This is a genomic window from Bradyrhizobium sp. 14AA, from assembly GCF_054185205.1.
The window spans coordinates 1-744 of sequence record NZ_JAVAYM010000076.1 but is presented as its reverse complement, the minus strand read 5'-3'; the positions used below and the strand labels follow the sequence as shown (position 1 = coordinate 744).

Annotated in this window: 1 protein-coding gene; it reads right to left on the bottom strand. The window is 67.1% G+C overall.

Features of this window, described 5'->3' with window-relative positions; translation table 11 throughout:
* Positions 1 to 744: Ig-like domain-containing protein (locus RAD15_RS43375; protein WP_458184792.1), on the bottom strand; the 744-nt coding region annotated here is incomplete at both ends.

Genomic DNA, 744 nt, shown 5'->3' with positions numbered 1-744 from the left:
CGGCGCCGACGTGTCGACCACCACCGCGACGACATTGCTGGTCGAACTGTTACCGGCGGGATCGGTGACCACGGCACGGAACTGGTAGCTGCCGTCGGCCAGCTCGCTCTGCGCGGCCGTGGTCGTCGACCAGCTCGCGCCGCCGTCGGTCGAGACCTCATAGGCCACACTGGTGCCGTTGGTATCGGCATTGCCGCTCAGCGACAGATCGAAGGCCTTGTCGGTCGAGTTGAAGTCGGACGAGGATGAGCCCGAGTCCGTATAGCTCGACAGCGACAGGGTCCCCGCCGTCGTCGCGGTGGTGTCCACCACCACCGCGACGATGTTGCTGGTCGCGCTGTTGCCGGCGGGATCGCTGACCACGGCGCGGAACTGATAGCTGCCATCGGCCAGATCGCTCTGCGCCGACGTCGTCGAACTCCAGGTGCTACCGCTGTCGGTCGACACCTCATAGGCCACCGTTGTGCCGTTGCTGTCCGAAGTGCCGGTCAGGCTGAGGTCGAAGCTGCCGTCCCTGGTGACCGCCGGCGTGTCGGCGCTGCCGGTGTCCTCGAGGCCGCTGAAGGCCAGCGTGCCCGCAACCGGATCGGTGTTGTCGATCACAACGGAGATCGTGTTGCTGGTCGCGCTGTTGCCGGCGGGATCGCTGACCACGGCGCGGAACTGATAGCTGCCATCGGCCAGATCGCTCTGCGCGGCCGTGGTCGTCGACCAGCTCGCGCCGCCGTCGGTCGAGACCTCATA